Raw genomic sequence first — 25,151 nt, 5'->3', positions numbered from 1 at the left:
TGAACCGGTGGCTCAGTCGGCGGTCGTCGCGGCCGCCTCCGCCGAGGCCTGGGCGCTGCCGCGGGCCAGGATGCGGCGGAAGGTGTAGTCGGCCACGTCGCGCCCGGCCTGGAGGGCGGCGGTGTCCGACGCCGTGACCGCCTTGCCCGACGTATAGCCGGAGATCGTGAAGTAGGCGTACCGCCCGATCGCGTTCGCCGAGCTCTGGCAGGCGGTCCGGCGGCAGAAGGCCGGCACGCCCCCGCCCGACAGCGAGGCGATATTGGGCTTGTACTGGTCCTTGGCCTTCTCGGCCGCCGCCTTGCCGTCGAAGACCGCGACGCCGACCGTCACCGCGACGCCGTCCCGGGAGAAGGTGGCCCGCAGCAGCTTGCGGCAGCCGTTGTTCGCCAGCACCGAGCCGAGCGCACCCTGGGTGCCGGCGGCGCAGCTGGTCGTGGAGGCGGACGCCGCCTTGGTGTACGAGCGGTCGTCCTTCGCGGCGCGCTTCTCCGGGAAGAGGCCGGCCGCGGACAGCGGCGCCTTGTCCCGCCGGGCGCTGGAGATGATGTCCAGCGGCTTCGGCGGCGCGGGCGGGGCGACATCGGAGAAGGTGGGCTCGGGCGTCGCCGACTCGCTGGGGAGGTCCTGGGGGGTGGGCAGCCCGCCGGCCGAGTCGCCGCCGCTCTTGTCCTTGTGGCCGCTGCTGACCACGGCGGTGGCCACGATCGCGGCGACGGCGGCGGTGGCGAGCGCCCCGCCGCCGATGAAGAGCAGCCTGCGGCGCCGGCCCGCGCGGGCGGACTGGTCGGCGAGCGCCGCCCAGTCCGGTGTCGACGGCTGAGGCGGCTGAGATCCCCCGGGCCCGTAAGGCCCCCCTTGCCCAAAGCTCATGGCGCGCATCTTAGACCGGCCGGGTGACGCCGGGGAGCCGTCGGCGGGGCGCGGGCCCGGCCGGTGGTCCGGCCCGGTGCGGGCCGCGGGCGGGTGCGCGGCCAGGCGGGGGCGTTTTGACCCGCGGTGGGGCGGGCCGGTATTCTGCCAGTTCGTTATGCGTATTGGCTTGCTCGTTCTCACGTGAGAGGCCGTTACGCCGGTCCACCGGGCCGATGACCAGCGGCAGGCACTCGGATGCGTCACCGAGGTGCGGCCAAGGCTGTCGTGATCGTCCGGGTGGCCTTGTCCGGACCCGTCCCCTCGGTCCTAGCGGATCCGGGGAGACCCCACTCACTGAAGAAGCGAAGGCTACGACCGTGCGTACGTTCAGCCCCAAGCCCGGCGACGTCCAGCGTCAGTGGCACGTCATCGACGCCACCGACGTTGTTCTCGGCCGTCTGGCCACTCAGGCCGCCACCCTCTTGCGGGGCAAGCACAAGCCGGTGTACGCGCCGCATGTCGACACTGGTGACTTCGTCATCATCATCAACGCCGACAAGGTGCACCTCTCCGGTAACAAGCGGACCCAGAAGATGGCGTACCGCCACTCCGGCTACCCGGGTGGTCTGCGCTCCATCCGCTACGACGAGCTGCTGGAGAAGAACCCGGAGAAGGCCGTCGAGAAGGCCATCAAGGGCATGCTCCCCAAGAACACCCTGGGCCGTCAGATGCTCTCGAAGCTGAAGGTGTACTCGGGTGACCAGCACCCGCACACCGCTCAGCAGCCGGTCCCGTTCGAGATCACCCAGGTCGCGCAGTAGTCCCGGCCACCCCTTACGACGAAAAGAATCTGAGGAGCATCGTGGCCGAGACCACCGCCGAGACCCCCCTCGATGTCGAGGAGTACACCACCGAGAGCGTTGAGACGGTCGAGTCGGAGTACACCTCCGAGTCGCTCGCTTCCCGCTTCGGTGACCCGCAGCCGGCCGCCGGCACCGGGCGTCGCAAGAACGCCGTGGCGCGCGTCCGCATCGTGCCGGGCAGCGGGCAGTGGAAGATCAACGGTCGTACTCTCGAGGAGTACTTCCCCAACAAGGTCCACCAGCAGGAAGTCAACGAGCCCTTCAAGGTGCTCGAGCTGGACGACCGCTACGACGTGATCGCCCGCATCGCGGGCGGCGGCGTGTCCGGCCAGGCCGGTGCGCTCCGTCTGGGCATCGCCCGCGCGCTGAACGAGGCGGACGTGGACAACAACCGCGCCCCCCTCAAGAAGGCCGGCTTCCTGACCCGTGACGACCGTGCCACCGAGCGTAAGAAGGCCGGTCTGAAGAAGGCCCGCAAGGCGCCTCAGTACAGCAAGCGCTGACGCCCATCGCGGCACCGCTGCTTCACCCGAACGCCCCGGCGGCACCACCCGTGCCCCCGGGGCGTTCGGCTATCGGCACCAGGGGGCGTATACCTACAAGCAAGCTTCTGCCCCCCAGCTCGTAACTTCGGAGGACACCAGTGGGACGACTCTTCGGTACGGATGGTGTGCGCGGCGTCGCGAACGCCGATCTGACGGCTGAGATGGCGCTCGGCCTGTCGGTAGCGGCGGCGCATGTGCTCGCCGAGGCGGGAACCTTCGAGGGCCATCGGCCGGTGGCGGTGGTCGGGCGGGATCCGCGAGCGTCCGGGGAGTTCCTGGAGGCGGCCGTGGTGGCGGGGCTGGCCAGCGCCGGAGTGGACGTCCTGCGGGTCGGCGTGCTGCCCACGCCGGCCGTCGCGCATCTGACCGGGGCGCTGGACGCGGACCTCGGGGTGATGCTCTCCGCGAGCCACAACCCGATGCCCGACAACGGGATCAAGTTCTTCGCCCGCGGCGGCCACAAGCTGGCCGACGAGCTGGAGGACCGCATCGAGACCACCTACCGCTCGCACGCCTCCGGCGAGCCGTGGGACCGGCCGACGGGCGCCGGAGTGGGCCGGGTCCGGCCCTACGAGGAGGGCTTCGACGCCTACGTGGCCCACCTGATCGGCGCCCTCCCCAACCGGCTCGACGGCCTCAAGGTTGTCATCGACGGCGCGCACGGCGCCGCCGCCCGGGTCTCGCCCGAGGCGTTCGCACGCGCCGGGGCCGAGGTCGTGACGATCGGCACCGACCCGGACGGCCTCAACATCAACGACGGCTACGGCTCCACCCACCTCGACCGGCTCCAGGCCGCCGTCGTAGAGCACCGCGCCGACCTCGGCATCGCCCACGACGGGGACGCCGACCGCTGTCTAGCGGTGGACGCGACCGGCCGCGAGGTCGACGGCGACCAGATCCTCGCCGTCCTGGCCCTGGCCATGCGCGAGGCGGGCGAGCTGCGGGGGGACGCGGTGGTCGGCACCGTGATGTCCAACCTCGGCTTCAAGCTGGCCATGCGGCGCGAGGGCGTCGAGCTGGTCCAGACCGCGGTCGGGGACCGCTATGTGCTGGAGGAGATGAAGACCCGCGGCTACGCGCTGGGCGGCGAGCAGTCCGGCCATGTGATCGTCCTCGACCACGCCACGACCGGTGACGGCACGCTCACCGGACTGCTGCTGGCGGCCCGCGTCGCCGCGACCGGCCGCACCCTGGCCGATCTCGCGGCCGTCATGGAGCGGCTGCCCCAGGTCCTGGTCAACGTCCCCGACGTGGACAAGTCCCGCGTCGCCTCCAGCGCCGACCTGGCCGCGGCCGTCTCCGAGGCGGAGCGCGAGCTGGGCGAGACCGGCCGGGTACTCCTCCGCCCGTCGGGCACGGAGCCGCTGGTGCGGGTCATGGTCGAGGCGGCCGACATCGAGCAGGCCCGCTCGGTCGCGGGGCGCCTGGCGGACGCGGTGAAGTCGGCTCTGGGCTAGGGCCGTGTCGCTCCTCAAGCGCCGGAGGGGCTGGAAGCCCAGCCCCTCCGGGGGGCACCTCCCAGCGGTAGCTGGGGGAGCTTGAGGAGCGGGGCCCAGGGGCGGAGCCCAGGAGCGGGGCGCGGGGGCGGAGCCCAGGAGCGGGGCCCAGGGGCGGAGCCCCGGCGGGCCGGGGGCGGAGCCCCCGAAACGGGGTCCGGGGCGGAGCCCCAGGGGGGTCTGGGGCGGAGCCCCGGCGGGGTCTGGGGCGGAGCCCCGGTTTCGGGAAGGGGCGGGGTGGGGGAACCTACCCCCGCCGCCCCCACAACACCTTCTGCGCCAGCAGCGTCAACGTCCCCGCCACCACGATCCCCACCAAATTCAGCAGCAGCTGCTCCGTCGACCCCCACATCTGGTCGATCTCCCCATACCCGAGCGCCACCGCCGCATTGGCCGCCGCCGGCACCGTGGTCACCGAGATCGCCACACCCACCAGCGCCCCGGACTTCGCCGAGGTCAGCGACAGCGTCCCGGCGATCCCCGCGAGCACAGCCACCACGAACGAGAACATGTCCGGCTTCCAGATGAAGTCCGTGTTCGGCCGGGCGGCGTCCAGCATGTCCCTGCCGAAGAGCCCCACCGCGTCCATCGCGATGCTGAAGCCGGTGGTCAGCACCATCGCCGCGGCGAACCCGACCAGCAGCGCGATCGCCGAGCGCGCGGCCAGCCGCGGCGCCCGCCGCACCAGCGCGGTGCACAGCCCCGCCAGCGGCCCGAACTCCGGGCCCACCGCCATCGCGCCCACGATCAGGATCGCGTTGTCCAGCACCACACCGCACGCCGCGATCATCGTCGCGATGACGAGGAAGGCGAGATAGGTGACCGAGAGCGTGGACTCCTCATGGGTGGCGTCCGCCAGGTGCTCCCACAGGACGGCGTCCGCTCCCTCGCCGGGCGCTTCCTCCTCCGCCTCGTCGGCGCGCTTGGACAGCGAGAGGTCGATGTTCTCCACCGCGATGGACCCGGTCTCGTCAAGACCGAGCTCGCGCAGCTCGCCCAGCAGACCGTCCCCGGCCTCGCGCGCCACGTCGCACATGACGACGTCGCCCGCGGGGTCGCGGGCGGCGCCCGGCAGCACCACCAGATGGGTGGTGCCGACCGTCTCCTCCACGGCGCGCACCACCGCCTCGGTACGGTCGGCGGGAACGATCAACCGCAAGTGCAGCATGGCGTACGTACGCTCCTCACAGCTTGCGCAGGGACAGCCGCTGGACCTTGTGGTCCGGCCCCTTGCGCAGCACCAGCGTCGCCCGGCCCCGCGTGGGCTGGACGTTCTGCTTCAGATTGGGCTTGTTGATGGTGCGCCAGATCATCCGGCCGTAGTCCAGCGCCTCCTCCTCGGAGACCTGGGTGTACTTGCGGAAGTACGAGGAGGGGTCCTGGAAGGCCGTCTCCCGCAGCTTCCGGAAGCGGCCCAGGTACCAGCGCTCGATGTCCTCGGTCCGGGCGTCCACGTACACGCTGAAGTCGAAGAAGTCCGCGAGCCCCACCCGGGTCAGCCCGTCGTTCCCCGGCAGCGCGGGCTGCAGCACATTGAGCCCCTCGACGATCAGGATGTCGGGGCGGTGCACGGTCAGCCGCTCGTCCGGCACGATGTCGTAGATCAGGTGCGAGTAGACCGGTGCCGACACCTCCGCCCGGCCCGCCTTCACATCGGCGACGAAGCGGGTCAGCGCCCTGCGGTCGTAGCTCTCGGGGAACCCCTTACGGGACATCAGCCCGCGGCGCCGCAGCTCCGCGTTGGGGTACAGAAAGCCGTCCGTGGTGATCAGCTCCACCCGCGGATGCTCGGGCCAGCGGGCCAGCAGCGCCTGGAGCAGCCGGGCGGTGGTCGACTTGCCGACCGCGACACTGCCCGCCACGCCGATGACGAACGGCGTACCGGGCTGGGCGCCGTTGCCGTGCTTGGTGTCGCCGAGGAAGGTGTTGAGCGCGCCGCGCAGATTGCCGGTGGCGGCCACATAGAGGTTGAGCAGCCGGGACAGCGGCAGATAGACGTCCCGCACCTCTTCGAGGTCGATGACGTCGCCCAGCCCGCGCAGCTTCTCCACCTCCTCGGCGGTCAGCGGCAGCGGGGTCTTGTCCCGCAGCGCGCTCCACTCGGCGCGGGACAGATCCACATACGGGGTCGCCTCGCCGCTCCGCCGCTGCGGGCCGCCCACGGTGCGCGCCGCGCGCGCGGTTGACGTGATCACCCCCTCATTGTCATGCCAGGGACCGGCCGAGTGACCGGTGCCCCGGCGTGGGGTCGGTCACCCCGGCCCGGGGCCGGGGGCCGTACGCTGCGTCCATGTGCGGAATCGTTGGTTATGTGGGAGGGCAGTCGGCCCTCGATGTCGTCCTCGCCGGACTCAAGCGGCTGGAGTACCGCGGCTATGACTCGGCGGGCGTCGCCGTGCTGGCCGATGGGGGGCTGGCGGCCGCCAAGAAGGCGGGCAAGCTGGCCAACCTGGAGAAGGAGCTGGCCGACCGCCCGCTGCCCACCGGCAGTACCGGCATCGGCCACACCCGGTGGGCCACCCACGGCGGCCCCACCGACGCCAACGCCCATCCGCACCTGGACAACGCGGGCCGGGTCTCGGTCGTCCACAACGGCATCATCGAGAACTTCGCCGCGCTCCGAGCCGAGCTGGCCGAGCGCGGCCACGATCTGGCCTCCGAGACCGACACCGAGGTCGTGGCGCATCTGCTCGCCGAGTCGTTCTCGTCCTGCGGCGACCTCGCCGAGGCGATGCGCCAGGTCTGCCGCCGCCTGGAGGGGGCCTTCACCCTCGTCGCGGTGCACGCGGACGCGCCCGATGTGGTGGTCGGGGCGCGCCGCAACTCGCCGCTGGTCGTCGGCGTCGGCGAGGACGAGGCGTTCCTGGCCTCCGATGTGGCCGCGTTCATCGCCCACACCCGCGAGGCCATCGAGCTGGGCCAGGACCAGGTCGTGGAGGCCCGCCGGGAGGGTGTGGTCGTCACCGACTTCGAGGGGGCGCCGGCCGAGGTCCGCCCGTACCACGTGGACTGGGACGCCTCCGCCGCCGAGAAGGGCGGCTACGACTACTTCATGCTCAAGGAGATCGCCGAGCAGCCGAAGGCCGTCGCGGACACCCTGCTCGGCCGGATCGACCTGGCCGGAAACCTCTGCCTGGACGAGGTGCGCATCCCGGCCTCGGTGCTGCGCGAGGTCAGCAAGGTCGTGATCGTGGCCTGCGGCACCGCCTACCACGCGGGCATGATCGCCAAGTACGCCATCGAGCACTGGACCCGGATCCCCTGCGAGACGGAGCTGGCCAGCGAGTTCCGCTACCGCGATCCGATCCTGGACCAGCGGACGCTGGTGATCGCCATCTCCCAGTCCGGCGAGACCATGGACACCCTGATGGCGCTGCGGCACGCGCGGGAGCAGGGCGCGAAGGTGCTGGCCATCTGCAATACGAACGGTTCCACCATCCCGCGCGAGTCGGACGCGGTGCTCTACACCCACGCCGGGCCCGAGGTCGCCGTCGCCTCCACCAAGGCGTTCCTCACCCAGCTGGTGGCCTGCTACCTGGTGGCCCTCTACCTGGGCCAGGTGCGCGGCACCAAATGGGGCGACGAGATCCTGTCCGTGATCCGCGAGCTGTCGGAGATCGCGACCCAGGTGGACCAGGTCCTGGAGACCATGGAGCCGGTACGCGAGCTGGCCCGCACCCTGGCGGACAAGAACACCGTCCTCTTCCTGGGCCGCCACGTGGGCTACCCCGTCGCCCTGGAGGGCGCGCTCAAGCTCAAGGAACTCGCGTACATGCACGCCGAGGGCTTCGCGGCGGGCGAGCTCAAGCACGGGCCGATCGCGCTGATCGAGCAGGACGTGCCGGTCGTGGTGGTCGTGCCGTCGCCGCGCGGGCGGTCGGTGCTCCACGACAAGATCGTCTCCAACATCCAGGAGATCCGGGCCCGGGGCGCCCGCACGATCGTCATCGCCGAGCGCGGCGACGAGACGGTGGCCCCGTACGCCGACCACCTGATCGAGATCCCCGCCACGCCCACGCTGCTGCAGCCCCTGGTCGCGACGGTGCCGCTGCAGGTCTTCGCGTGCGAGCTGGCCACGGCGCGCGGCAACGAGGTCGACCAGCCGAGGAACCTCGCCAAGTCGGTGACCGTGGAGTGACCCGACGGATGACGGCGTGATCGTCGGCGTGGGCATCGACGTGGCCGGTATCGACCGTTTCGCGGAGGCGCTGGAGCGCACGCCCGGGATGGCGGACCGGCTCTTCGTCGAGCGCGAGCTGTGGCTGCCGAGCGGGGAACGCCGCGGCATGGCCTCCCTGGCGGCCCGCTTCGCGGCCAAGGAGGCCCTGGCCAAGTCCCTGGGCGCCCCCGGCGGCCTGCGCTGGACGGACGCCGAGATCCTCACCGAGCCGAGCGGCCGCCCCCGCCTCTCGGTCCGCGGCACGATCGCCGTCTGCGCGGAGCGGCTGGGGGTGCGGGGGCTGCACGTCTCCCTGAGCCATGACGCGGGGGTCGCGTCGGCGGTGGTGATCGCGGAGGGGTAGGGGCGCCACCAGGCGATCCGGACCGGGCCAGGTCGGAGCCCACTGGCGCGTGGCCGCCGGTGAGCCGGACGGGCCGGGGCCGTACCGACCCCACACCCAACACCTGGCCCCGGGCCGAACACGGAACGGACGGGCGTCCTGGCCACCGGCGGGTGGTCGCAAGCGGGCGCTCCGCGAGGGGCGCCACGCCCCGGGGCCGCACGCCGGGTGCGGGCCGTGGGCGCCTCCGGCGGGAAGCCCCCACCCCGCCCCTTCCCGCAGCATCAATATGCGGCTCCGCCGCGTGGGGGGCTCCCTCACCCCCGCCGGGGCTCCGCCCCGGACCCCGCTCCTCAAACGCCGGAGGGGCTGGGTTCACGCCCCCCGGCGCCGTAAATGTGCGGTCCAGGGCGCCGCACCGGAGGCCCCGCCCCCGGCACCCACCACGAACTGCGGGCGCACCACCCACGCACCCGCACCCACAACGACGCACCCGCACCCAGCGGACCCCGCGGAACCCGCTGAACCCTCAGCTCAACACGTCCCGCCACGTGTCCGTCAGCGCCGTCGACACGTCGTACGCCGCGATGGGCGCGCCATGCGGCGTTGTGGCGCGGCGGGCCGCCAGGCCGTGGAGGTAGGCGCCGACGGAGGCGGCGTCGCGGGCGGGGAGGCCCGTGGCGAGCAGGGAGCCGATCAGGCCGGACAGCACGTCGCCACTGCCCGCCGTGGCCAGCCAGCCGGTGCCGGTGGGGTTGACGCGCACCGGCTGGTGTTCGGCGGCGATCAGCGTGGTGGACCCCTTCAGGAGCACGGTCGCGCCGTAGCGCTCGGCCAAGGCCCGCACGGCGGCGAGGCGGCCCGACTCGACCTCCTCGCGGCTCACGCCGAGCAGCGCCGCCGCCTCGCCCGCATGCGGGGTGAGGATGGTCGGCGCCTCGCGTTTGCGCAGGTCGCTCCCGCTGGGCAGCAGGTGGAGCCCATCGGCGTCGACCAGGACCGGGACGTCGGAGGCGAGGACGTCGTCCAGGGAGTGCTTGGCCGCCGCGCCGTCGCCGAGTCCGGGGCCGACGACCCACGACTGGACGCGGCCCGCCTTGGCCGGGGGCCCGGTGTGGACGAGGGTTTCGGGGAAGCGCGAGATGACGTTGTCGGCGGCGGGGCCGACGTAGCGCACCGCCCCCGCGCCGCCCCGCAGCGCGCCCGAGACGGCCAGCACGGCCGCGCCCGGGTAGCGGGCGGAGCCCGCGACGACGCCCACCACGCCGCGCCGGTACTTGTCGCTCTCGGCCGAGGGCCGGGGCAGCAGCGCCGCCACGTCCTCGTGCTGGAGCGCCTCCACGTCGGGGTCGGCCGGAAGATGGGCGTCCAGGCCGATGTCGACCAGCCGCAGGGCGCCCGCGTGGGTGTGGGCGGGGTCGATGAGCAGCCCCGGCTTGTACGCGCCGAAGGTGATCGTGGCGTCCGCGCGCACGGCGGAGCCGCGTACCTCGCCGGTGTCCGCGTCGACCCCGCTGGGCAGGTCGACGGCGACGGTGATGCCGCGCACCGCCCGGACCAGCCGCTCCGCGTCGGGCCGCAGCCCGCCCTTGCCGCCGATGCCGACGATGCCGTCGATGACGAGATCGGCGCGGGCCACCGCCGCCTCGGCGTCACCGTTGGCCTCGTTTCCGCCGCCCGCCGACTCGCGGTCCGCCGGCTCGCGGTCCGCCACCGCGCCGCCCGCCGACTCGCGGTCCGCCGGCTCGCGGTCCGCCACCGCGCCGCCCGCCGGCTCGCGGTCCGCCACGGCGCCGCCTGCCACGTCGCGGCCCGCCGTCGGGCCACCGCCCGTCGCGGTACTGCCGCTGCCTGTCGTCTCGCTGCCGACCGCGCCGCCTGCCGGGCCGCTGCCTGTCGTCCCGCCCCCGACCGCGCCGCCTGCCGGGCTGCCCGTCGTCCCGCCGCCGACCGCGCCGCTGCCTGTCGTCCCGCTGCCGACCGCGCCGCCTGCCGGGCCGCTGCCCGTCGCCCCGCTGCCGACCGCGCCGTCTGCCGGGCCGCCGCCTGCCGGGCCACCCTCCGTCGCCCTGCCGCCGACCGCGCCGCCTGCCGCGCCGCTGCCCGTCGTCCCGCCGCCAACGGCGGCCACCCGCCCGCCCGCCGCCCGCAAGGCGGCAAGGCCGCCCCCGTGCGCCCGGTCGGGGCTGAGCAGCACCGCCGTGACCCCGGCGCCGCGCCGGGCCAGCCGGGCGCCCGCGTAGAGCGCGTCGCCGCCGTTGTCGCCGCTGCCGACGAGCAGGGCCACCCGGGAGCCGTACACCCGGCCCAGCAGATCGGCGCACGCGGCCGCGAGCCCCGCCGCCGCGCGCTGCATGAGCGCTCCTTCGGGCAGCCGCGCCATCAGTTCGCGCTCGGCGGCCCGTACGGTCTCCACGCTGTAGGCAATCCTCATGCTCTTAGTCTCCCGAACACAGGGCACTCCGTGCGTGGAAGCACACACTCCGGTGGGCTGATCGGCCTGAGAGACTGACGGAGATGGACGAGACACCGATGCGCGCCCGTGCCGTGGTCGATCTGGCCGCCCTACGGGCCAACGTGAAGGTGCTGCGCGAAGCGGCACCCAGGGCCGAGCTGATGGCCGTGGTCAAGTCGGACGCCTACGGCCACGGCATGATTCCGTGCGCGCGCGCGGCCCGTAAGGCGGGCGCGAGCTGGCTGGGCACGGCCACGCCCGAGGAGGCGTTCGCGCTGCGGGCGGCGGGGGACACGGGCCGGCTGATGTGCTGGCTGTGGACGCCCGGCGGCCCGTGGAGGCAGGCGATCGAGGCGGACATCGACGTGTCGGCCAGCGGGCTGTGGGCGCTGCGCGAGGTCGCCGCCGCGGCGCGCGCGTGCGGCCGTACGGCACGGCTCCATCTGAAGGCGGACACCGGGCTCGGCCGTAGCGGCTGCCAGCCCGCCGACTGGCCCGCCCTGGTCGACGAGGCCCGCGCGGCCGAGGCGGAAGGGGCCGTTCGGGTGACGGGGCTGTGGTCCCACTTCGCCTGCGCGGATGAGCCGGGCCATCCGTCCATCGGCGCCCAGCTGTCGGTCTTCCGCGAGATGGTGGCGCACGCCGAACAGGCGGGGCTGCGGCCGGAGGTGCGCCATCTGGCGAACTCCCCGGCGACCCTGACCGTGCCCGAGTCGCACTTCGACCTCGTCCGGACCGGCATCGCCACCTACGGCATCTCCCCGAGCCCCGAGCTCGGCGCGGCCGCCGACTTCGGCCTGCGGCCGGTGATGACGCTCTCCGCGGCCCTCGCCTCCGTCAAGCGGGTGCCGGGCGGGCACGGCGTCTCCTACGGGCACCGCTACGTGACCCCCGGCGAGACCACCCTCGCGCTGGTGCCCGTCGGGTACGGGGACGGCATTCCGCGCCATGCCTCGGGCACCGGCCCGGTGCTGGTCGCGGGAAAGTGGCGGACCATCGCGGGCACGGTCGCCATGGACCAGTTCGTGGTGGACTTGGGCGGGGACACCGCCGCCCCGGGGGACGAGGCGGTGCTGTTCGGCCCGGGCGACCGGGGCGAGCCGACCGCCGAGGACTGGGCACGTGCCGTGGGCTCGATCGCCTATGAGATCGTGACGCGAATCTCGGCCCGGATTCCCCGCGTTTATGTAGGTGAGGACGGGGGCACAGGGAACTGACCATGGGCGACGAGAGCACGGCCGGCAGTACGGCAGAGATGGCGACACGAGTCGCGGCGGGGGCCACAGCCGTGAGCTGGCGCCGGGGCGCCGGCTTCGCGGGAGCCACGATCGGCGTGCTCGCGGCGGGGGCGGCCGCGGGCGTCGCGCTGGAGCGGCTGACGGTCGGCCGCGGCGTACGGCGCAAGGCCCGCCTCGCACTGGACGCCGAGGGCCCGTACGGCACCCTGCGCGGCACCCCGGGCACGGCGGTCGCCGACGACGGCACCGAGCTCTACTACGAGGTCGAAGAGGTGCGGGAGAACGCCGCGGCGCCCTCGCCGCGGCGCAAGCGGCGGTTCGGGCGCCGCACCCCCACCCCCGTCACCATGGTCTTCAGCCATGGCTACTGCCTCGGCCAGGACTCCTGGCACTTCCAGCGCTCCGCGCTGCGTGAGGTCGTCCGCACCGTCTACTGGGACCAGCGCTGCCACGGCCGCTCGGCGCGCGGCTGCGCCCAGGCGGACGGCGAGGCGATCAGCATCGACCAGCTAGGCCGCGATCTGAAGGCGGTCATAGACGCGGCCGCGCCCGAGGGCCCGCTGGTGCTGGTCGGCCACTCCATGGGCGGGATGACCATGATGGCGCTCGCCGCGCAATACCCCGACCTGGTGCGCGAGCGCGTGATCGGCGCGGCCTTCATCGGCACCTCGGCGGGCCGGCTCGGCGAGGTCAGCTTCGGCCTCCCGGTGGTCGGGGTGAACGCGGTGCGGCGGGTGCTGCCCGGGCTGCTCAAGGCACTGGGCTGGCAGGCCGACCTGGTCGAGCGGGGGCGGCGGGCCACCGCCGATCTCTTCGCGGGGCTGATCAAGCGCTATTCGTTCGGCTCGAAGGACGTGGACCCGGGGGTCGCCCGGTTCGCCGAGCGGCTGATCGAGGCCACGCCGATCGATGTGGTCGCGGAGTTCTACCCGGCGTTCATCGCCCACGACAAGGCGGCCGCGCTGCCGCACTTCGACGGGGTGCCGGTGCTGGTGCTGGCGGGCGACAAGGACCTGATCACCCCGATGGAACATAGCGAGGCGATCGCGGAGCTGCTGCCCGGGGCTGAGCTGGTGATCCTCGAAGAGGCCGGGCATCTGGTGATCCTCGAGCATCCCGAGGTGGTCAACGGCCATCTGACCGAGCTGCTGTCGCGGGCCGTGGACGGGGCGGGCGACCGGGCGAAGCGGGGCGTGTCGGGCTGAGGGGGCCGCCGAGGCGGCCAGGTGCGTCTGGCCGCCCTGGCGGTCTGGTGCCCGTGCTTGCTGAAGCGGTGCTCGTGGCTGGTGGCGGCCTGGTGCCCGTTCGTGGTTGGGCGGTGTTTGTGCCGGGCGGTGGCCAGGTGCTCGTGCGTGGCGGGGCGGTGTTTGTGCCGGGCGGTGGCCAGGTGCTCGTGCGTGGCGGGGCGGTGCTCGTGCCCGGCGGCGGCCAGATGGCCGTTCGTGGTCGGGCGGTGTTCGTGGCTGGTGGCGGCCTGGTGCCCGTTCGTGGTTGGGCGGTGTTTGTGCCGGGCGGCGGTTAGGTGCTCGTCCCTCGGCCGGCCGGGGGGACGTCTCCGGCGGCCCGGTAGCCGTTTCCGGCGGGCCCGTGGCTGTCGCCGGTGCTCGGCGCGTGTGTCCGCGTCGGCCCGGTGGCTGTTCCCCGCGGCCTGTTCCTGGCCGTCCGGAGTCTGGCCCCGGGCGGCTCGGCGCCCGTACCCGGCGGCCGGGCGGGCCTACCCGGCGGCCGGGCGGGCCCTACCCGGTGGGCCCGGTGCCCGTCCTGACGGTGCCCGCGTGGCTGTCCGCCCGCCTGATCGACCGCCCGGCCAGGGCGTTCGTACCGGTCCGCACCGGGCTTTTGCTGCCCGTACCATCGGCGAGTATGGACGTAGGCACGCGCATCACCGTCACCTCTCCCGACCAGATGCGGGACCTGGGCCGCAGACTCGCCAAGCTGCTGCGCCCCGGCGATCTGGTCCTGCTCACCGGTGAACTCGGCGCGGGCAAGACGACCCTGACGCGGGGCCTGGGCGAGGGCCTGGGCGTTCGTGGCGCCGTCACCTCCCCCACCTTCGTGATCGCCCGGGTGCACCCCTCGCTGGGCGACGGCCCGCCGCTGGTCCATGTCGACGCGTACCGGCTGAACGGCGGCCTGGACGAGATGGAGGACCTGGACCTCGACGTCTCCCTGCCGGATTCGGTGGTGGCCGTGGAGTGGGGCGAGGGGAAGGTCGAGGGGCTGGCGGAGGACCGGCTCCATGTGGTGATCCAGCGGACGGTGGGCAGCGATATGGCGGTCACGGACGCGATGGCAGCCGACGTGGACGACGTACGGGACGTGGTGGTGACGGGCGTCGGCCCCCGCTGGGCGGGGGAGGACCTGGCGTCGCTCGCGGGGTAGCGCCGCGGAGTCGGTCCAGGCGCGCCGTTGTCGCCGGGTAGAGCTCGCGTGCAGATGCCGGGTAGTTTCCGACAAGCCGTCGGCATGCTGTTGCGTTCCGGGCATCGCCCGTGGTCACATGGGGAGAGAAAGCGTGGGTTAGGTCTGCCTAACTCCGCTCGACTGCCCCAGCACCCTCAGGAGGCATCCATGTCGGCCCACGACCCCGTGGCCGGGACCGGCGCGCCCGAGGACCGGTCACCGTCGATGTCGGAGCTCCTGGCGGCATGTGCGGCGGCGAGCGCGGTCTCGACGCCCCCGCGGCCGGCCGAGGAGGAGACGTCGGCGTCAGCCGAGACGCCCACGTCAGGCGATTCCGAGCCCGAGACCGAGTCCGAGCCAGGGCACGGGCACGGGCACGAGGCGGATGACGCGGAGCGCAACGCGGCATAGCGCCCGTCGTGGCCGCGTCATCTCCGCCACGGGACCACCTGGCTACCGGGCTACCTGGCTACCTGGCTACGGGATGACGACGACCTTCGTGTCCACCTGGGCGAACTCCCACATCGCCGCACTGTCCGCCCGGCTCTCCCGGACGGCCCCGGTCCGCTTGCGCGCGTTCGGGTCCGGCATCGACCCGTCCACCGCCGCGCTGAAACCGAACACGACTCCCCCTTCCGAGTGGAAGACGACGACGTGCTCGACCTGCACTCCGTCCGATCCGACCCCGCCCTTGTTGCGCGAGGTCACGGAATAGGTCCCCGGGTCGGGGCTGGCCGGGCTGGGGCCCACCTGGAACGTGCGGGTGACCTTGCCGTCGGCACCGACCAGCCAGACCCGCTTGTCGCCCAGTGCGTAGACGACCCGTACGCCGGTGCCGGTGCCGGCCGGAAGGGCGGTGGACTTCCGCTTCGACCCCGCGTCGTCCTTGTCCTTCTTCTTGGACTCGGCGGCGTGCGACCCGGGCCGGGCCTGGGTCGGATGGTCGGGCGCGGTCGCGGCGGCCTGGTAGCCGAGGAACCCGACGACGCCCAGCGCGGCGGCGGTGAGTACGGCCACAGCTGGCCCGGTACTGCTCCTTGGCACGGCGGAAACCCTCTCCTGAGGTCAGTACGTCCTGACGGCCCGTACACACTTACGGTGACGGTAGCACCGGCGCCCACCGCCCCGCCGCGCTCCGGCCGAGCGGTGACCGAGCTGTTCCACCGTCGGTACGAAAGGTCGGTACGAAAGAACGACCTCCCGGCGCGCCGTAGGCTGTTCTCGTGCTGTTGCTCGCTCTTGATACCGCCACCCCCGCCGTGACCGTCGCCCTGCACGACGGCTCCGCAGTGATCGCCGAGTCCTCGGACGTGGACGCCCGGCGCCACGGCGAGCTGCTGCTGCCCGCCGTGCACCGGACGCTGAAGGAGGCGGGCACCGAGCTGGCCGCGGTGACGGAGATCGTCGTCGGGGCTGGCCCCGGCCCGTACACCGGACTGCGCGTGGGCCTGGTGACCGCGGCCACCTTCGGCTCGGTCCTCGGCGTGCCCGTCCACGGGCTGTGCACCCTGGACGGGATCGCGTACGCCGCCGGGCTGGCCGGACTGGACGGCCCCTTCGTGGTGGCCACGGACGCGCGGCGCAAGGAGGTCTACTGGGCGCGCTACGACGACGCCCGGACCCGCGTCACCGAGCCCGCCGTCGACCACCCCGCCGATCTCGCCGAGCGGGTCGCCGGGCTGCCCGCGGTCGGCGCGGGCGCGCTGCTCTACCCGGCGGCCTTCGCCGACGTACCGCCCGGGATGCCGGAGTACCAGTCGGCCGGGGCGCTCGCCTCGCTCGCCGCCGAGAAGCTGGCGCGTGGCGAGGAACTGCCGCCGCCCCGGCCGCTGTATCTGCGCCGCCCCGACGCCAAGGTGCCCGCCAACTACAAGGTGGTCACCCCGAAGTGAGCGGCGCGACCGTGACGCTGCGCGAGATGCGCTGGTGGGACCTGGACCGGGTGATGGCGCTCGAAGAGGAGCTGTTCCCCGAGGACGCCTGGTCGCGGGGGATGTTCTGGTCCGAGCTCGCCCACGCCCGGGGCCGGGACGCCACCCGGCACTATGTGGTGGCGGAGAGCGGGCCCCGGCTGGTCGGCTACGCCGGGCTCGCCGTCTTCGACCGCACCGGCGACGTCCAGACCATCGCCTCCGCCCGCGACCACTGGGGCACCGGCCTCGGCGCCCGCCTCCTCACCGACCTCCTTACGGCCGCCACGGCCTTCGAATGCCGTGAGGTGCTGCTGGAGGTGCGGGTCGACAACGCCCGCGCGCAGCGGCTGTACGAACGCTTCGGCTTCGAGCCGATCGGCATACGCAAGGGCTACTACCAGCCCGGCAATGTGGACGCCCTGGTCATGCGGCTGTCCGACCCGGCGGCGCCGGGGGTGACGACGGCGGGCATGGCGACTGCCGCGGACAGCGAGCCGGATGTGACCACTGAGAGTGGTGTGTCTCCTGGCGCCGGCGCGTCCCCCGAGACCGGCGCGTCGACCGAGACTGGTGCGCCCACCGAGACCGGCGCGCCCACCGCGCAGACAACGCCCACCGCGCAGACAACGCCCACCGCGCACACAGCGAACCCCGCGAACCCCGTGCACACAGCGCCCACCGCGCACACAGCGAACCCCGCGACCTCAGTACAAGGAACCGAGACCCATGGCTGACGAACCCCTCGTCCTCGGCATCGAGACCTCCTGCGACGAGACCGGCGTCGGCATCGTCCGCGGCCACACCCTCCTCGCCGACGCCGTCGCCTCCAGCGTGGACGAGCACGCCCGCTTCGGCGGCGTCGTCCCCGAGGTCGCCAGCCGCGCCCATCTGGAGGCGATGGTCCCCACGATCCAGCGGGCGCTGAAGGAGGCCGGGGTCGCCGCCTCCGACCTCGACGGCATCGCCGTCACCGCGGGCCCCGGGCTCGCGGGCGCGCTGCTGGTCGGCGTCTCGGCCGCCAAGGCGTACGCCTACGCCCTCGGCAAGCCGCTCTACGGCGTCAACCACCTCGCCTCGCACATCTGCGTCGACCAGCTGGAGCACGGGCCGCTGCCCGAGCCGACGATGGCGCTGCTGGTGAGCGGCGGCCACTCCTCGCTGCTCCTCGCGCCCGACATCACCTCCGACGTCCGCCCGCTCGGCTCGACCATCGACGACGCGGCGGGGGAGGCGTTCGACAAGATCGCCCGGGTGCTGAACCTGGGCTTCCCCGGCGGCCCCGTCATCGACCGCATCGCGCGCGAGGGCGACCCGGACGCGATCGCCTTCCCGCGCGGGCTGACCGGTCCGCGGGACGCCGCGTACGACTTCTCCTTCTCGGGGCTGAAGACCGCGGTCGCCCGCTGGATCGAGGCGAAGCGGGCGGCGGGCGAGGAGGTCCCGGTCGCCGATGTCTCGGCCTCCTTCCAGGAGGCGGTCGTGGACGTGCTGACCCGTAAGGCCGTCCGCGCCTGCAAGGACGAGGGCGTGGAGCATCTGATGATCGGCGGCGGCGTCGCCGCCAACTCCCGGCTGCGGGCCATGGCCGAACGCCGCTGCGAGGACGCGGGGCTCACCCTGCGGGTGCCGCGGCCGAAGCTGTGCACGGACAACGGGGCGATGGTGGCGGCGCTCGGCGCGGAGATGGTGACGCGGGGACGGTCCGCCTCGGCGTGGGACCTGTCGGCGGACTCCTCGCTTCCGGTGACCGATCCGCATGTCCCGGACCCGAACGGGCACGCCCACTCCCACGTTCATTCACACGACCATGTGCACGAGCTGAGCCGGAAGAACCTGTACGCATGACCGTCGCGCTGATGTGGGAAGCCCGAGCCGTGGCGGGGAAGGGCGAGGAACTGCTGGCCTGGGCCACCCGCCAGCCCCTCGACCCGGCGCCGCTGCGCCGCGAGACCTTCCGCGCACCCGAGGACCGCGTCCTCGTCATCACCTGGTGGCACGGCACCTACGACACCCCGGACCTGCCGGAACTCCCCGAACCGGGGGAGGACTTGGTGCGCCGCGCGGTGCACCGCTGGCGCTTCGAGACGGTCACGGACGAGAACTGAGCCGAACAGCACGCCTGGGCTGTACCGCCCTGACCCTCACCGGAGGGCGTCCGTGAGATCGGCGAGGTGCCGGGCGACCGGGCCCAGGGTGAGCAGGCCGCTGCCCGCGCCGGCCAGTTCGGCCGCCGCCGGGGCAAGGGCGGTGCGGGCGCGCGCCATCGTTTCCCGGTCGCCGACGGCGAGGGCCGCCCGGCCGGTGAGACACCACAGGGCCTCCAGCAGCAGATCGCGGGGCGGCTCCGGGACCGCGCGCAGCGCCGCCGCGGCCTCGGTGCGGTGGTCCCGGGCCAGCAGCACCAGCGGGCGGGCCCAGGGCGCGTACGGCCCCCAGTCGAGGTCCGGGTCGGTCGGGGCGGGGCGCCCCTGCTCCACACGCAGACTGAGCAGCGCGAGCGGCAGCAGACCGTGCGCGAGACCGGGCATCCCGGCGCCGTCCAGCCGCATGGCCGCGTCCCGGTAGGCCGCCTCGGCTTCGGCCGCCTGCCCGGTCGCGGCAAGCCGCAGTGCCCGGTACCACTCGGTGAACACGCTTACCAGCGGCCGCTCATGGCGCTTGCCCAGACGGTCGGCGGCGGCCGCGTGCCGGTCGGCCGACGCGAAGTCCGCGAGCGCGCTGCGGGCCTGGAGCCGGATGAGATGGCCGAGCACCTCGAAGGTGACCAGACCGTGCCGGGCCGACAGGGCGATCAGCTCGGCCCCGGTCGCGTCCCGGCGGGGTGCCAGCCCCGCGCGGTCGAAGGTCTGCATGAAGACGCCGTTGAGGGCGAACGCCAGCAGCGCGGGATCGTCCAGCCGCCGGGCGATCTCCTCGGCCTGCCGAGCCGCTTGGCGGCCACGTTCGGAGTGACCACCACGCGACTCGACGGCGATCGTGGCCAACAGCCGCGCCCGCACCGCCTCATGACGCGGCGCGGCCTCGGCTGTAGGCCCGTGCCCGATCACCCCGGGACCGGCCGCCAGCGCGGCCAGCGTGCGTTCGGCCGCGGCGACGATCGACGCCGCCTGTTCCGGGTCGTCCAGGCGGGTCCAGATCGCCGGGACGTCGTAGGAGCCGATGACCCGGGCGGTCAGTTCCGGGTCGCCCAGTTCCTCCGCCGCCGCGACCGCGGCCACGCGTTGCCGCCGGGCCGTCCGGAGGCCGCCGCCTCCGGTCATCGAGAGGTCGCGGAGCAGGCCGACCGTGGACTCCAGACGGGTCCGCGCGCCGGAGGCCACCGTGCGGTCGTAGGCGGCGGCCGCTTCCGCCCATACCTGGGCGGCCGCCCCACCCCGGGCCGTGGCGGGGTCGAGGTGGGGCGCCTGGTCGAGGATGTCCGTCTCCAGGCGGCGCAGTTCCGGGCCCGGGTCCACGCCCAGCTGCTCGACCAGCAGCGTCCGGGCCCGCCGCAGCACCGCCAGCGCGTCGCCCTGGCGGCCGGTGCGGTACAGCGCGAGGGCCAGCGCCCGCCAGGCACCCTCGCGCCAGGGGTGCTCGGCCAGATGCGCCTCCAGGTCCGGGACCGCCTCGGCGGCCCGGCCCAGTGCCAGCCGCGCCTCCGCCTGCCGTTCGACGGCGTGCAGCCGCAGCTCCGCCAGCCGGGAGCGCTCGCCCCGGGCCCAGTCCTCGTCGGCGAACTCCGCGTACGCGGGCCCGCGCCACCGGCTCAGCGCCGCCTCCAGCCGGGGCAGCGCGCCGTCCGGCGGCAGGGTCGCGGCGGCGGACACGTCCTGTTCCAAGCGCCAGGCGTCCACCGCGTCCACATCGGCCCGCAGCGCGTATCCGGGCCCCTCGGTGACCAGCAGCCGGGCCGGGGTGCGGGGCGGGCGCTGCGGCTCCAGCGCGCGGCGCAGCGCGGCCACGAACGTACGCACCGCGCCGACCGCCCCCGGAGGCGGCTCCGTCCACAGGTCGTCGACCAGCCGGGATACGGGTACGACGCGTCGGCGGGCGACGATCAGCCGGGCCAGCACGGCGCGGTGCCGTGGCCCCTTCAGCGCGATGGCGTGCCCGTCGGCGTCCCAGGCCACCACCGGCCCCAGCACCCCGAACCCGACCCGCATGCGGTCACCGTAGCGCGCTGATCGGATGCTCATCCGCACCCGGCAGGCTGACAGCCGCCTGGTCACCTCCATCATGCAGAGCAAGGGCGGAAACATGAGCCTTCTCATCCCCGGCTTCGACTACCGGCGCGTCCCCGTCGCCGACGGCGTGTCCCTGAACGTGGCCGTCGCGGGCTCGGGCAGCCCCCTCGTGCTGCTGCACGGCTTCCCGCAGACCCACCTGATGTGGCGGCATGTCGCCGCCGACCTCGCGGCGGACCACACCGTGATCTGCCCCGACCTGCGCGGCTACGGCGCCAGCGACAAACCGGCCGCCGATGCGGATGCCGCCGCTGAAGCAGACGGCGCCGCCTACTCCAAGCGCACCATGGCCGCCGACATCGTCGCCCTGGCCCGCGCCCTCGGCCATGACCGCTTCGCCCTGGCCGGGCATGACCGCGGCGGCCTGGTCGCCTTCCGGGCGGGTCTCGACCACCCCGCGGCGATCACCCATCTCGCCTGTCTGGACGTGCTGCCGACCCTCGACATGTGGGACGTGATGCGCGGCACCACCGCCGCGGTCGGCTTCCACCTCTTTCTGATGGCCCAGCCCCCGGGGCTGCCCGAGCGGATGATCGCCGCCTGCCCCGACGACTTCTTCGGCCACTTCCTCGACCTGTGGACGGGCGTCCCGGGGGCCATCCCCGCCGAGGTCCGCACCGCCTATCTGGACGCCTGCCGCGCCGCGGTGCCCTCGATCGTGGCCGACTACCGCGCCTCCGCCGGTGTCGACGTCGACCACGACCGTGCCGACCGGGACGCCGGGCGCCGGCTGACGATGCCGCTCACCGTGCTCCAGCAGGACTGGGGCGCCGCCCTCGGCTATGACGCGGCGGCGGTGTGGCGCGCCTGGGCCGATGACCTGGAGCACCGCACCGTCGGCTACGGCCACTTCATGGCCGAGGAGGCACCCGCCGACATCGCCAAGGCGCTGCGGGACCTCCTCTCCCGCTAGGCGGATCAGGCCCGGATCAGGCCCGGATCAGGCCGCGTGGAGGGCGAGGGTCGGGGACAGACGGGAGGCGCGGACCGCTGGGTAGAGGCCCGCGAGCGTGCCGATGACGAGCGTGGCGCCGAAGCCGCCGCCGATCGTCCACGGCGGGATCACCCAGGGAATGCCGTTGCTGATCGCGTAGCCGCCGGTGGCGGCGGCGCCCAGGAGGATGCCGACGAGACCGCCGAGTCCGGACAGCAGCAGCGACTCGGTGACGAACTGGCCCCGGATCTGCCCTCGCGTCGCGCCGATGGAGCGACGCAGGCCGATCTCGTAGCGGCGCTCCAGCACCGAGATGATCATGGTGTTGGCGACGCCGACTCCGCCGACCAGAAGGGCCACTCCGCCGAGCCCGAGCAGCAGATTGCTGAAGGCGCCCTCGGCGGCGGCCTTGGCCCGGAGCCCCGATGACGGGTCGGTGACCTCCACGTTGTGGGGCGTTTGGGGGTCGACCGCCCGCGGGATCAGGCCGTGGACCGCATCCACCCGGTCGTCGGCGGAGCGTTCGTAGATCGTGGTCGGGCGGCCGTCGAAGCCGAGCCGCGTCCGTCCGGCCTCCCAGCCGACCAGGGCGGAGCGGGCGACCTCGGGGGCCAACGGCAGTTCGTCGAGGATGCCGAGGACGGTGAAGTACTCGTTGTCGATGTAGACCCGCTGACCGGGCTCGGTGATGCCGAGGCGCCGAGCCGCGACATCGCCGAGCACCACCGAGGGGTACTTGCCGGTGGCCGCGTTGAGCCAGGTGCCGCTGCGCACGCTGCCCCGCAGGGTGGTCAGCAGGTCCTCGGTGGCGCTCTGGACCGAGATACCGCCGGTGATCATGTGGTCGATCTTCTCCGACCGGCGGACGGTGTGATCCAGCAGGCCGGTGGCGCCGACGCGCTCGACGCCGTCGATCCGGGCCACCCTGCCCGCCGCGTCCTTCGCCATCGGCACCGGCTTCTGGCTGACCAGATCCGTGCCGGGGGTGACGACCAGCATGTTCGTGCCGAGCTTGTCGAGTTCCCGCAGAAGCTCCTCCTTGCTGGAGGCGGAGATGCCCACCACCGAGATCATCGTCGCGATACCGATGGCGATTCCGAGGGCGGACAGCACGACGCGCATCGGGCGGTTGCGCATCCCGGCCATCCCGGTGTGCAGGATGTCCAGCGGTGTCAGACGGGCCGGTTTGAGGACCGACCGCCGCCGCCTCACCGGGCCTCGCTCGGCACGTGGCCGGGGGCATGCGCGTGCCCCCGGTCGTGAGCGGTGTCCTGGACGATGCTGCCGTCGCGGAGCCGCACCTGCCGGGGCAGCCGGCCGGCGATCTCGGTGTCGTGGGTGATGACCGCGATGGTCGCGCCCTCCTTGTTGAGTTCGTGGATGAGTTCCACGACGGCCTCGCCGGAGGCGGAGTCCAGTGCGCCGGTCGGCTCGTCGGCGAGGAGCAGATCGGGCTCGCCCACGACCGCACGGGCGATGGCGACGCGCTGCTTCTGACCGCCGGACAACTCGTGCGGCCGGTGGTTCAGCCGGTCGCCGAGGCCGACCCGCTCCAGGGTCTCCACCGCGCGCCTGCGGCGTTCGGCGCGCGGCAGACCGGAGTAGAGCAGGCCCTCGGCGACGTTGGCCTGCGCGCTCATGCCCGGTACGAGGTGGAACGCCTGGAAGACGAAGCCGATGTGCTGGGCGCGCAGCGCGGACAGGCCGCGGTCGCCGAGCCCGGCCGCGTCATGGCCCGCGATGCTGACCGAACCGGCCGTGGGCTGGTCGAGGGTGCCCACGATGTGCAGCAGGGTCGACTTGCCCGACCCCGACGGCCCGACGATGGCCACCAGTTCGCCCCGGCCGATGGTCAGATCCACCCCGCGCAGGGCCATGACCCCGCCCGGGTACTCCTTGGTCACGCCCGCCAGCCGCACCACGGGTCCGGTCCGGGCGGCGTTGCCGACGGTCAGGTCAGAGGCGGTCATGTCGTGGGCACCCCGACGCGCATACCGTCCCGCAGCCCGGCGCCGGAGACCTCGACCCGGCCCTGAGCGAACATGCCGAGCCTCACCTTGACCTCGCGTGCCGTGCCGCCCGCGACGACCTGGACGCCGAACGAGCCGTCCTCCAGGGCCAGCAGAGCGCCGACCGGAACGCTGAGCACGTCCTTGCGGGTCCGGCCGGTGAACATGACGGTGGCGGGGGACTTGTCGACGCCCTCCACCGCGCCGGGATCGTCGAAGGTGACCGTGACGCCGACCTTCGGGGTCTTGTCGTTCGGGTCGTCACCCATCGAGGCGGCCTCGTCCACGGAGGAGACCGTCCCGTCGGCGACGGTTCCGCCCGGCAGCTCCACCCGCACCTTGTGGTCCGGCTTGGCCAGCGCGGCCTCGGAGACCTTGACCTCGAGGCGCACGACCCGGTCGGAACCGGTGGTGGTCATGATCTTCTGGCCCGGCGCCGCCACATCGCCGGCCGCCGCGTTCACGCTCTGCACCCGCAGCGGGCCGGACGCGAAGGCGATCTGGTCGGGCCCGATCCGCCCGGTCTCCGCCAGCCCGTGGTGCTCCTGCCAGCGCTCGACGGCCGCGGTCGTGCCCGCCGTGAACTCGTCGTCGGCGACGAGGCCGCCGCCGTACCCGAGCACGATGAGGTTGTCCTTGAGCTGCTTGACGTCGGTGCCCGTGTCGCCTTCCTTCAGCGTCCGGTACATCGGCTCGCTGCCGTACATCAGGCGTACGTCCTTGCCGCCGAGGGCGTACAGACGGCCGTCCCGCTTGACGGTGGAGCCGCTGCGGGTCACCCAGGTGAGGGTGCCGGACGCCCCGGCGTTCAGCTTGCGTTCCCGGGAGTAGCCGAGCGTGCCGTCGACGCTGATGCCGCTGGTCAGGTCGCCGCGCTCGACGGATGCCGTCGCCGCGGGCAGTTGGGACCGCCGCGGCCCGGATTCGTCCTTCCGCGGCTGGGCCAGTCCCGTCACGGCGATGCCGCCGCCGACGACGGCCGCGACCGCCACCAGCGAGGCGATGATGGCCGCCCGCCTCATGCCGCGCACTCGTTGAGGGCCTTGAGGAACTTGTCGGGGTCGGCTCCCTTCGGGATCCGGAAGCCGCCGTTGGCCCCGTCGCGGCCGGGCTTCGGGTCGGGCATGTCGAAGCCCTTGCTCCGCACACACTGGGCGATCTTGACCTGCTGGTCGAGTGACTCCTGCTGGTCGGCGGCGCCGCCGGAGCCGCCCCCGGCCATGCCGGATCCACAGTCCTTGAGCGCCGTGGACCACTTGTCCGCGGAGGTGCCCTCCGGCTGCGCGAGTGTCGCCGAGTGCGGGTCCTCGCCCGGCTTGAGGTCGGGGACGTCGATGCCCTTGCCGCGCAGGCACGTACGCAGCTTCTGGGCCTTGTCGAAAGCGGCCGAGTCCGAGCCTGAGCCGCCCGAGTCGCCGGACCCGCCCGAAGCGGCGGAATTCCCGGACGAGGACGCGTCCTTGGACCCGCCGGAGTCGGACGAGCCGGAGCAGCCGGTCACGAACAGGGCCAGACCGGCCGCGGTGGCCGCCAGGGGCAGGGTGAGCCTGTGGTTCCTCACGGTTCTCTCTCCTCGCGAATGAGCCGCCGCCCGTGCCGCGCGCCGTTGCTGCGTGGCGTGCCGCGTGCCGTGCGGCGACCGCGTGGTTGCGGACAGCTCGGAGAGTGATCGATGGGGCTGTTTCGTTTCTCTTACGGACGCGCGGGCGCCT

The 25,151-nt window shown here is 73.6% G+C and carries 24 protein-coding genes and 1 pseudogene; 15 read left to right on the top strand and 10 right to left on the bottom strand.

From position 1 onward, the window contains the following. Positions 1-12: 12 nt before the first annotated feature. The gene (locus J8403_RS18740; protein ID WP_211124213.1) at positions 13-873 is read right to left on the bottom strand and encodes a hypothetical protein; all 861 of its coding nucleotides are present in this window, start codon (positions 871-873) and stop codon (positions 13-15) included. 359 nt (positions 874-1,232) lie between these two features. Here J8403_RS18740 and rplM point away from each other — a divergent pair, with 359 nt between their 5' ends. The 3 genes from rplM to glmM all read left to right on the top strand — a co-directional run bounded on the left by rplM (position 1,233) and on the right by glmM (position 3,720). Next, positions 1,233-1,676 (top strand): 50S ribosomal protein L13, encoded by a 444-nt coding sequence (rplM, locus tag J8403_RS18735; RefSeq protein WP_059148951.1) that lies wholly within the window; start codon positions 1,233-1,235, stop codon positions 1,674-1,676. Positions 1,677-1,717: 41 nt separating this feature from the next. Then, on the top strand, positions 1,718-2,221 hold the full coding sequence (gene rpsI / locus J8403_RS18730) for a 30S ribosomal protein S9 (RefSeq protein ID WP_059148950.1): 504 nt from the start codon (positions 1,718-1,720) through the stop codon (positions 2,219-2,221). A 140-nt stretch (positions 2,222-2,361) separates the two neighbouring features. After that, positions 2,362-3,720 carry a phosphoglucosamine mutase gene (glmM, locus tag J8403_RS18725; RefSeq protein WP_211124212.1) on the top strand — a complete coding sequence of 453 codons (1,359 nt, stop codon included), beginning with the start codon at positions 2,362-2,364 and terminating at the stop codon, positions 3,718-3,720. A 286-nt stretch (positions 3,721-4,006) separates the two neighbouring features. On the opposite strand, the gene J8403_RS18720 is transcribed toward glmM, so the two are convergent. Both J8403_RS18720 and coaA read right to left on the bottom strand, forming a co-directional pair. Further along, on the bottom strand, positions 4,007-4,927 hold the full coding sequence (locus J8403_RS18720; RefSeq protein WP_211124211.1) for a DUF389 domain-containing protein: 921 nt from the start codon (positions 4,925-4,927) through the stop codon (positions 4,007-4,009). A gap of 16 nt (positions 4,928-4,943) precedes the next feature. Next, positions 4,944-5,954: a type I pantothenate kinase gene (coaA, locus tag J8403_RS18715; protein ID WP_211124210.1), complete on the bottom strand. Its 1,011-nt coding sequence runs from the start codon at positions 5,952-5,954 to the stop codon at positions 4,944-4,946. Between the two features lie 95 nt (positions 5,955-6,049). On the opposite strand from coaA, the gene glmS reads away from it, so the two are divergent. Further along, positions 6,050-7,897, top strand: coding sequence for a glutamine--fructose-6-phosphate transaminase (isomerizing) (glmS, locus tag J8403_RS18710; protein ID WP_211124209.1), 1,848 nt, complete (start codon positions 6,050-6,052; stop codon positions 7,895-7,897). 16 nt (positions 7,898-7,913) lie between these two features. Continuing rightward, positions 7,914-8,282 carry a holo-ACP synthase gene (locus tag J8403_RS18705; RefSeq protein ID WP_059148944.1) on the top strand — a complete coding sequence of 123 codons (369 nt, stop codon included), beginning with the start codon at positions 7,914-7,916 and terminating at the stop codon, positions 8,280-8,282. Positions 8,283-8,790: 508 nt separating this feature from the next. Here the strand turns inward: J8403_RS18705 and J8403_RS18700 are convergent. Beyond that, positions 8,791-10,695, bottom strand: a complete 1,905-nt coding sequence (locus J8403_RS18700; RefSeq protein ID WP_211124208.1) for an NAD(P)H-hydrate dehydratase — start codon at positions 10,693-10,695, stop codon at positions 8,791-8,793. Positions 10,696-10,778: 83 nt separating this feature from the next. Here J8403_RS18700 and alr point away from each other — a divergent pair, with 83 nt between their 5' ends. The 5 genes from alr (at position 10,779) to J8403_RS18675 (ending at position 14,768) form a co-directional block, all read left to right on the top strand. After that, on the top strand, positions 10,779-11,933 hold the full coding sequence (gene alr, locus J8403_RS18695) for an alanine racemase (RefSeq protein ID WP_211124207.1): 1,155 nt from the start codon (positions 10,779-10,781) through the stop codon (positions 11,931-11,933). A 2-nt stretch (positions 11,934-11,935) separates the two neighbouring features. Continuing rightward, positions 11,936-13,159, top strand: a complete 1,224-nt coding sequence (locus tag J8403_RS18690) for an alpha/beta fold hydrolase (RefSeq protein WP_211124206.1) — start codon at positions 11,936-11,938, stop codon at positions 13,157-13,159. 53 nt (positions 13,160-13,212) lie between these two features. Beyond that, positions 13,213-13,476 carry a hypothetical protein gene (locus J8403_RS18685; protein ID WP_211124205.1) on the top strand — a complete coding sequence of 88 codons (264 nt, stop codon included), beginning with the start codon at positions 13,213-13,215 and terminating at the stop codon, positions 13,474-13,476. Positions 13,477-13,817: 341 nt separating this feature from the next. Beyond that, positions 13,818-14,336 (top strand): tRNA (adenosine(37)-N6)-threonylcarbamoyltransferase complex ATPase subunit type 1 TsaE, encoded by a 519-nt coding sequence (tsaE, locus tag J8403_RS18680; RefSeq protein ID WP_161560382.1) that lies wholly within the window; start codon positions 13,818-13,820, stop codon positions 14,334-14,336. Positions 14,337-14,525: 189 nt separating this feature from the next. Further along, positions 14,526-14,768: a hypothetical protein gene (locus J8403_RS18675; RefSeq protein ID WP_211124204.1), complete on the top strand. Its 243-nt coding sequence runs from the start codon at positions 14,526-14,528 to the stop codon at positions 14,766-14,768. Positions 14,769-14,834: 66 nt separating this feature from the next. On the opposite strand, the gene J8403_RS18670 is transcribed toward J8403_RS18675, so the two are convergent. Continuing rightward, complete coding sequence (locus tag J8403_RS18670) at positions 14,835-15,401, bottom strand: hypothetical protein (RefSeq protein ID WP_211124203.1); 567 nt, start codon at positions 15,399-15,401, stop codon at positions 14,835-14,837. A gap of 179 nt (positions 15,402-15,580) precedes the next feature. On the opposite strand from J8403_RS18670, the gene tsaB reads away from it, so the two are divergent. From tsaB to J8403_RS18650, 4 genes and pseudogenes are all read left to right on the top strand, one after another. After that, on the top strand, positions 15,581-16,249 hold the full coding sequence (gene tsaB / locus J8403_RS18665; protein WP_211124202.1) for a tRNA (adenosine(37)-N6)-threonylcarbamoyltransferase complex dimerization subunit type 1 TsaB: 669 nt from the start codon (positions 15,581-15,583) through the stop codon (positions 16,247-16,249). A 26-nt stretch (positions 16,250-16,275) separates the two neighbouring features. Beyond that, positions 16,276-16,788: pseudogene (gene rimI / locus J8403_RS18660) on the top strand (ribosomal protein S18-alanine N-acetyltransferase); the annotation flags it as partial. 208 nt (positions 16,789-16,996) lie between these two features. Further along, the gene (tsaD, locus tag J8403_RS18655) at positions 16,997-18,115 is read left to right on the top strand and encodes a tRNA (adenosine(37)-N6)-threonylcarbamoyltransferase complex transferase subunit TsaD (RefSeq protein WP_211124201.1); all 1,119 of its coding nucleotides are present in this window, start codon (positions 16,997-16,999) and stop codon (positions 18,113-18,115) included. After that, positions 18,112-18,375, top strand: coding sequence for a hypothetical protein (locus J8403_RS18650; RefSeq protein WP_211124200.1), 264 nt, complete (start codon positions 18,112-18,114; stop codon positions 18,373-18,375). The genes tsaD and J8403_RS18650 overlap by 4 nt, the downstream gene beginning before the upstream one ends. A 36-nt stretch (positions 18,376-18,411) precedes the next feature. Here J8403_RS18650 and J8403_RS18645 read toward each other — a convergent pair whose 3' ends face one another. After that, a complete protein-coding gene (locus tag J8403_RS18645; protein WP_211124199.1) occupies positions 18,412-20,415 on the bottom strand; it encodes an AfsR/SARP family transcriptional regulator in 2,004 nt (667 codons plus the stop codon). A gap of 94 nt (positions 20,416-20,509) precedes the next feature. On the opposite strand from J8403_RS18645, the gene J8403_RS18640 reads away from it, so the two are divergent. After that, positions 20,510-21,409 (top strand): alpha/beta fold hydrolase, encoded by a 900-nt coding sequence (locus tag J8403_RS18640; RefSeq protein ID WP_211128321.1) that lies wholly within the window; start codon positions 20,510-20,512, stop codon positions 21,407-21,409. 27 nt (positions 21,410-21,436) lie between these two features. On the opposite strand, the gene J8403_RS18635 is transcribed toward J8403_RS18640, so the two are convergent. The 4 genes from J8403_RS18635 to J8403_RS18620 form a co-directional block, all read right to left on the bottom strand. Continuing rightward, on the bottom strand, positions 21,437-22,576 hold the full coding sequence (locus J8403_RS18635) for an ABC transporter permease (RefSeq protein WP_211128320.1): 1,140 nt from the start codon (positions 22,574-22,576) through the stop codon (positions 21,437-21,439). Between the two features lie 62 nt (positions 22,577-22,638). Continuing rightward, a complete protein-coding gene (locus J8403_RS18630) occupies positions 22,639-23,400 on the bottom strand; it encodes an ABC transporter ATP-binding protein (RefSeq protein WP_211124198.1) in 762 nt (253 codons plus the stop codon). Further along, positions 23,397-24,461 (bottom strand): efflux RND transporter periplasmic adaptor subunit, encoded by a 1,065-nt coding sequence (locus J8403_RS18625; RefSeq protein ID WP_211124197.1) that lies wholly within the window; start codon positions 24,459-24,461, stop codon positions 23,397-23,399. Before J8403_RS18625 ends, J8403_RS18630 begins: the two co-directional genes overlap by 4 nt. Next, complete coding sequence (locus J8403_RS18620) at positions 24,458-25,000, bottom strand: hypothetical protein (protein ID WP_211124196.1); 543 nt, start codon at positions 24,998-25,000, stop codon at positions 24,458-24,460. Before J8403_RS18620 ends, J8403_RS18625 begins: the two co-directional genes overlap by 4 nt. Positions 25,001-25,151 lie beyond the last annotated feature (151 nt).

Source organism: Streptomyces yatensis, from assembly GCF_018069625.1.
Lineage (GTDB): Bacteria > Actinomycetota > Actinomycetes > Streptomycetales > Streptomycetaceae > Streptomyces > Streptomyces yatensis.
The sequence above is the reverse complement of the archived record's forward strand: the minus strand, read 5'-3'. Positions and strand labels throughout refer to the sequence as shown.